This window comes from Streptococcus sp. A25 (genome assembly GCF_043674095.1).
GTDB lineage: Bacteria > Bacillota > Bacilli > Lactobacillales > Streptococcaceae > Streptococcus > Streptococcus suis_V.
Map to the genome: position 1 here is coordinate 80,675 of NZ_JBIMJO010000010.1, position 6,780 is coordinate 87,454.

At 42.0% G+C, this 6,780-nt stretch carries 8 protein-coding genes; all 8 read left to right on the top strand.

Annotated features, from left to right (window positions below; translation table 11 throughout):
- Nucleotides 1-15: 15 nt before the first annotated feature.
- Complete coding sequence (locus ACHBID_RS05935) at nt 16-288, top strand: RNA-binding S4 domain-containing protein (RefSeq protein WP_105111349.1); 273 nt, start codon at nt 16-18, stop codon at nt 286-288.
- Nucleotides 275-646: a septum formation initiator family protein gene (locus ACHBID_RS05940; RefSeq protein ID WP_172010094.1), complete on the top strand. Its 372-nt coding sequence runs from the start codon at nt 275-277 to the stop codon at nt 644-646. Before ACHBID_RS05935 ends, ACHBID_RS05940 begins: the two co-directional genes overlap by 14 nt.
- The gene (locus ACHBID_RS05945; RefSeq protein WP_254610581.1) at nt 643-771 is read left to right on the top strand and encodes an SP_0009 family protein; all 129 of its coding nucleotides are present in this window, start codon (nt 643-645) and stop codon (nt 769-771) included. The genes ACHBID_RS05940 and ACHBID_RS05945 overlap by 4 nt, the downstream gene beginning before the upstream one ends.
- Before the next feature lie 12 nt (nt 772-783).
- Complete coding sequence (locus ACHBID_RS05950; protein WP_105122456.1) at nt 784-2,064, top strand: serine hydrolase; 1,281 nt, start codon at nt 784-786, stop codon at nt 2,062-2,064.
- Nucleotides 2,064-3,332: a tRNA lysidine(34) synthetase TilS gene (tilS, locus tag ACHBID_RS05955; protein WP_105122457.1), complete on the top strand. Its 1,269-nt coding sequence runs from the start codon at nt 2,064-2,066 to the stop codon at nt 3,330-3,332. The genes ACHBID_RS05950 and tilS overlap by 1 nt, the downstream gene beginning before the upstream one ends.
- A 6-nt stretch (nt 3,333-3,338) precedes the next feature.
- Nucleotides 3,339-3,881 (top strand): hypoxanthine phosphoribosyltransferase, encoded by a 543-nt coding sequence (gene hpt, locus ACHBID_RS05960; protein WP_105111353.1) that lies wholly within the window; start codon nt 3,339-3,341, stop codon nt 3,879-3,881.
- 21 nt (nt 3,882-3,902) lie between these two features.
- Complete coding sequence (gene ftsH, locus ACHBID_RS05965; protein WP_394731813.1) at nt 3,903-5,867, top strand: ATP-dependent zinc metalloprotease FtsH; 1,965 nt, start codon at nt 3,903-3,905, stop codon at nt 5,865-5,867.
- A gap of 173 nt (nt 5,868-6,040) precedes the next feature.
- Nucleotides 6,041-6,780: PD-(D/E)XK nuclease family transposase (locus tag ACHBID_RS05970; protein ID WP_394731812.1), on the top strand; the 740-nt coding region annotated here is incomplete at its 3' end.

Sequence of the window (6,780 nt, forward strand, 5' to 3'; positions counted from 1 at the left end):
GTTGAGGTAATTCAAATGAGACTAGATAAATATTTAAAAGTATCCCGTATTATCAAGCGCCGGACAGTTGCAAAAGAAGTGGCAGACAAGGGCCGTATCAAAATCAACGGAATTTTGGCAAAGTCTTCAACGGATGTCAAAATCAATGATCAAATCGAAATCCAATTTGGAAACAAACTCTTGACAGTCAAGGTCTTGGAAATGAAAGACTCGACCAAGAAAGAAGACGCTCTGAAAATGTACGAAATCGTTAGCGAAAAAAGGATAGAAGCAGATGAAAAAATCTAAGGTTCTCCAAATCAGCAATCGTTTTATTGATGCTGAGAAGGAAAGATTTCACCGCAAAGAGCTAGAAAAACAGCAAAAAAACCGTTTTTTAGCGACGGTCATTGTCTTGGTGATTTTTCTCTTTATGTTGCCAACCTATAATCTAGTGGCTAGTCATCAGAAATTGAAGCAAAATGAAGCCAAACTAGTTGAATTGGAAAATCAGTACAAAGACCTTTCTCGTGAGAAGGAACTTCGTGATGCCCTAGTCAAAAAATTGCAGGATGAAGAATATGCTGCAAAATATGTCCGCGCCAAGTATCAGTTTTCAAAAGATGGCGAGTTTATCTACAATATTCCAGGATTGTTGCCCCAATGACAGAAGATTTATTAAAAAATGTTGAGTTATTTTTGTCCTATTCCGATGACAAATTAGAAGAACTCACTGAAAAAAATCAACAGCTAAAAGTGTCCGTTGATCCACAACAAGAAATTTCCAAATAGAAAGAATGGAGAATGAAGGAAAAATTAGTCATACTCCTCTTGCCAATTTTATTTTCTGCAACCATTGTGGACAGCACAGAAGTCCCCTTTGAAATCACGCAAGAAGAGTACGTAACTTTCAATCAAAAAGAATACCAACCCATCTTTCATAGCCTACCTAGCAACCCGATTTCCCTGACAGAACTCCATGTGTTTAAGGATATGGACCTGACCCACTATAGTCACAAGATAGGGCCTAATTCCAGTTTGGAACTAGCAGGTTTAGAGGTAAATAACCACCACCAGCAGGTTTTCACACTATCGGATGGCACCTATGTTTTGGCTAGTCAAGACCAAGTAGCAGATGACAGGATTTTAAACCAGGTAGGTCTTGAACAGACCTATTGGACCAAGGAGAATACTCGAATTTTAACCAGTCCTGTTTCTACAAAGCAGGATGAAAAAGAAAGTACTCTTCCTCCTTATCAGCCTGTTCAGGTTGACACACTCGTGGAGACACCGAGAGGTCAGTTTGTTCAGATTGTCGGCAAGGGCTGGGCTCTACTTGACCACTTGTCAACCCAAGATAATAGGATGGAAGGAGTTCAAAAACTCCTAGACACAAAATACAACAAAGACAACTACTCTATATATGTCAAGCAAGTGTCAAGTCAGTTAGAAGCAGGTATCAATCAGGATAAGATTCTATATGCAGCCAGTGTTTCTAAGCTTCCTACACTCTATTATGCCCAAAAACAAATTGATTTAGGGCGTTTTAAATTGACAGATAAGGTCAAGTATGTAAAGGAGACAGAGGACTTTGATGGAGCCTATGACCCTGCAGGCAGTGGATCCATCAGCAAGCGAGTTGACAATAAAGAATACCAAGTTGACGACCTGCTCAACCGTATCGCCAAAGAGTCTGACAATGTCGCAAGCAATATTGTCGGCTACTACCTGGCTGACAAGTTTAATCAGCAGTTTTACGATGACATCACCTCCATCACTGGTCAAAAATGGGACATGGTTACACGTGAAACATCTCCAAAAGTAGCTGGACTGATGATGGAAGCTATTTACCACCAGGGTGGGTTTGTACTTGATAGTCTCAAGGAAACCAGGTTCGATGACCAGCGCATTCCCAAGGACATTCCGGTTCCGGTGGCCCATAAGATAGGTGACGCCTATGATTTTAGGCACGACGTGGCTCTTGTCTACACAGACTCACCCTTCATCTTGTCCATCTTCACGGACAAGGCAAGCTACGACGACATTTCACAAATTGCCAAGGATATTTACGAGATTTTAAAGTAATGAAAGAAAGATTTATAAAAGTGACACGCCAAGGTCACTTTTTTGATAAACACAGAAAAGTTTTGGTGGCTGTATCCGGTGGACTGGATTCCCTGACACTTTTGCAGCTCCTATACGACAGCAGGGAGAAGCTAGATATCGAACTAGGCATAGCACATATCAACCACCAGCAACGACCAGAATCCCAGGAAGAGGAGCGCTATATCAAAGAATTAGCGACTCAACTACGACTTCCTGTTTATATTTCACATTTTCAAGGAGCTTTCTCGGAAAATGCTGCGCGGAAATGGCGCTATGACTTTTTCAAACAAGTCATGGACCAGAAAGGCTATACTGCTCTGGTCACGGGGCATCATGCGGACGACCAGGCTGAGACAGTTTTCATGCGGATTCTCCGTGGCAATCGACTGCGTCACATCTCAGCAATCCAGCCAGTCCAAGACTTCGGACCTGGCCAGCTGATTCGTCCCTTGCTGACCTTTCAAAAATCTGATTTTCCAGCAATAGTCCATTTTGAAGATTCTAGCAATACCAGTCCAGCTTATTTACGAAACCGTATCCGAAATACCTATTTGCCACAATTGAGACAGGAAAATCCTCAGCTGGATAAGAATCTCCTCCAGTTAGCATCCGAAAGCCAACAGTTGGTCCAAGCCCTGCGTGATTTGACCAAAGATGTAGAAATCACCAACCTCCAGCATTTTCAGCAGCAAACCCAGGCTGTACAAAGTTTTCTTCTGGAAGAATATTTAGAACAATTCCCAGACCTTCAATTGACAGCTGCTCAGTTTGACCAAGTCCTCCATATTTTACGATCCAAGGCCAATTATCGTCACAGCCTAAAAAACGGCTACCAATTAGAAAAAGATTATCATCAGTTTTGCATCAGCAAAATCCAACCTCAGACGGATGAAGCACTAGCTCCCCTTGTGATAGAATCAGACGGTATCTTCACTTATGGGGACTACCTATTTTCCCTCAATCAACCACTGGAAGATGCCCAACAAATCCTTTATCTGCAACCAGATAGCCCCATTACCTTACGCAGCAGACAGGCAGGAGACAGCATTCTCATAAATGGTGTTCAGAAGAAACTCCGTCGCTGGTTTATTGACCAAAAAATTCCTCAGCAAGTACGAAAAGAAGCCATAGTTGTCCAACAGGCTGAAAAAATTTATGGAATTGCCAATCTGCTTATCACTGATTTGAGTAAATCTGCAAAAAATGGTATAATGAAAGCTATCTTATATATCAAACAGAAAGAGTAAAACATTATGTTGGATAATGATATTAAAAAAGTTCTCGTTTCAGAAGAAGAAATCATTGCGAAAAGCAAAGAGTTAGGTCAAATCTTGGCCCAGGATTATGCAGACAAAAATCCTCTTCTTGTGGGTATTTTGAAAGGATCTATTCCTTTCATGGCTGAATTGATGAAGCATATCGATGCCCATGTAGAGACAGACTACATGGTCGTTTCTAGCTACCACGGTGGTACAGAAAGTAGCGGTACCGTAAAAATCATCAAGGATTTGGACAATAGCGTCGCTGGTCGTCACATTATCTTTGTAGAGGACATTATTGATACTGGCCGTACCCTGAAAGAACTCAAGGAGCTTTTTGCCCTCCGTCAAGCAGCTTCTATCAAAATTGCGACTCTTTTGGATAAACCAGAAGGCCGTGTTGTTGAAATTGAGCCAGACTATACCTGCTTCACTATTCCAAATGAGTTTGTAGTCGGTTTTGGTCTAGATTACAACGAAAATTACCGTAATCTTCCTTATGTTGGAGTACTGAAAGAGGAAGTTTATACAAAATAGAAAAGGTTTCCTACTATTATTATGAACAATCAACCAAATAAAGGATTTATAAAAAATCCTTTTCTCATTATTCTTGTCATTGCGACTCTTTTGACAGCCTTCCAATTTTTTAACGCTGGCAAACAAGTAACAGTGCAAGAAATTCCCTATTCTCAAGTCATTACCGAGCTTAAAAATGATAATGTATCAGAACTAACCTACCAGCCTGATTCAAGCGTTATCGAAATTACAGGTAAGTACAAAAAGGAACAAACAGCCAAAGACGAGCTAGCCTCTTCTATTAAATTGTTCCAAGTTTCAGAGACAATCAAGTACAAAAACTTCAAATCCCTGATTTTACCTTCCGAGACAAATCTATCAGAACTTCAAACCCTGGCCAATGAAAACGGGATTAAAGTTACGATAAAGCCAGAAAGCTCTAACAGTCTCTGGTTTAGCATTATCCTCAACTTCCTTCCCTTGATTATTTTCGGTGGATTCTTCTTCATGATGATGAATCAAGGAGGCGGAGGTGCCCGAGGCGCTATGAACTTCGGTCGTAACAAGGCCAGAGCCTTTGAAAAGAACAATGTCAAGGTCCGCTTCTCAGACGTAGCAGGTGCGGAAGAAGAAAAGCAAGAGTTGGTCGAAGTTGTTGAGTTTTTGAAAGATCCAAAACGCTTTACCAAACTCGGTGCCCGTATTCCAGCAGGTGTCCTCTTGGAAGGCCCTCCAGGGACTGGTAAAACCCTTCTTGCCAAGGCAGTAGCCGGCGAAGCAGGTGTCCCATTCTTCTCGATTTCTGGTTCAGACTTCGTTGAAATGTTTGTCGGTGTCGGTGCCAGCCGTGTTCGTTCCCTCTTTGAAGACGCTAAAAAAGCAGCTCCAGCCATCATTTTCATCGACGAGATTGATGCTGTCGGTCGCCAACGTGGTGTCGGCATGGGCGGTGGTAACGATGAGCGTGAGCAGACCCTCAACCAACTCCTGATTGAAATGGATGGTTTTGAAGGAAATGAAGGCATTATCGTTATTGCAGCTACAAACCGTAGTGATGTTTTAGACCCAGCTCTTCTTCGTCCAGGTCGTTTTGACCGCAAGGTCTTGGTTGGTCGCCCAGATGTCAAGGGCCGCGAAGCTATTCTCAAGGTGCACTCCAAGAATAAACCGCTGGCTGATGATGTTGATTTGAAATTGGTTGCCCAACAAACACCAGGTTTCGTCGGAGCCGATTTGGAAAATGTCCTCAACGAAGCTGCTCTTGTTGCAGCTCGACGCAATAAAACCGTTATCGATGCTTCGGATATTGACGAGGCGGAAGACCGGGTTATCGCCGGACCTTCTAAGAAAGACCGTCAGATTTCAGCTAAAGAGCGTGAAATCGTTGCCTACCATGAGGCAGGTCATACCATTGTCGGCCTTGTCCTATCAAATGCACGTGAAGTTCACAAGGTTACTATTGTCCCTCGCGGTCGCGCTGGTGGTTATATGATTGCCCTTCCTAAAGAAGATCAAATGCTTCTATCTAAGGAAGACATGAAAGAGCAATTGGCTGGGCTTATGGGTGGTCGTGTAGCAGAAGAAATTATCTTTAATACTCAAACCACAGGTGCCTCAAATGACTTTGAGCAAGCAACGCAAATGGCGCGTGCTATGGTTGCTGAATATGGTATGAGTGAAAAAATGGGACCAATGCAGTACGAAGGTAGCCATGCTATGTTTGGTGCCCAAACTACTCAAAAATATATTTCTGAGCAAACTGCTTACGAACTGGACACAGAAGTACGTAATCTCCTGACAGAAGCCCATAACAAAGCAGCTGAAATCATCCAAGACAACCGTGAAAAACACCAGTTGATTGCAGAAGCCCTACTCAAGTATGAAACATTGGACAGCGTTCAAATCAAATCGCTCTATGAAAAAGGCAAAATGCCTGAAAAAACAGAGCACGATGAAGAAGATGTCCACCCCCTTTCATACGATGAAATCAAAGAAAAAATGAAATAATTCAAGAGAGAAATCGCAAGGTTTCTCTTTTTTTCTCCTTATAAATACGAATAAATAAGATAGAGGACCCTGTCCCACATTATCAACCTTGAACTTTTTAATGAAAACTGCTAAAATATAAGTAGGAAATAGTTTGGAATGTTCAAGGAATTCTATACTTAAGGAGAAAACCTATGCGACATACCAGACTCAAACCCACCTACGACACCGTAGCAAAAAAAATCTTCCAAAATAAGGAAGTTACCAAGCACTTTATAGCAGATATATTAGACCTACCTGTCAAATCTGTAGAATTACTAGACGGTCACCAGATTCGCCTACCACAGGACGGACTGCCGAGAGGATTTTATACCGTCACAGATATCTTGGTTGAGCTGGATGACGGCACGCAAGTCATCATTGAAATCCAGATTGTCAAGCAACGGTCCTTTGTGAATCGGCTATGGACCTATATTTGTAGCCAGGTGCATGATAATTTTGAAAATATCCGCAAGGAATTTCAGGAGACACATTTGATCCATGAACGGCTTTATCCGGTCTACGGTATCGCCCTTTTGGAGAAAAATTATTTCCCAGACGATAAGGCCTTTCATATCTTCTCCATTCGAGAAGAAACCACTAATCAAGAACTAACCATCAAGCTAAAGGATAGTCCCAAGGACCACAGCTTGCTCAAAATGGCTTTTCTAGAGTTGGACAAATACCAGCCCGAAACTTTCGATAAAAACCAGCTTAAGAAATGGTTTGAATTTTTCGGGAACCGAGAATTTACAGCTCCTCTAGATAAAATCATCCACCAAGCCGAGCATGCCCTGGACTTCGCCAGCTGGAGTAAGGAGGAACAAGCCATGTTCAATGACGAATTAGACATTCTAGAAGTTAATCATAGTAGAATCTACTGGGCAAGAGAAGA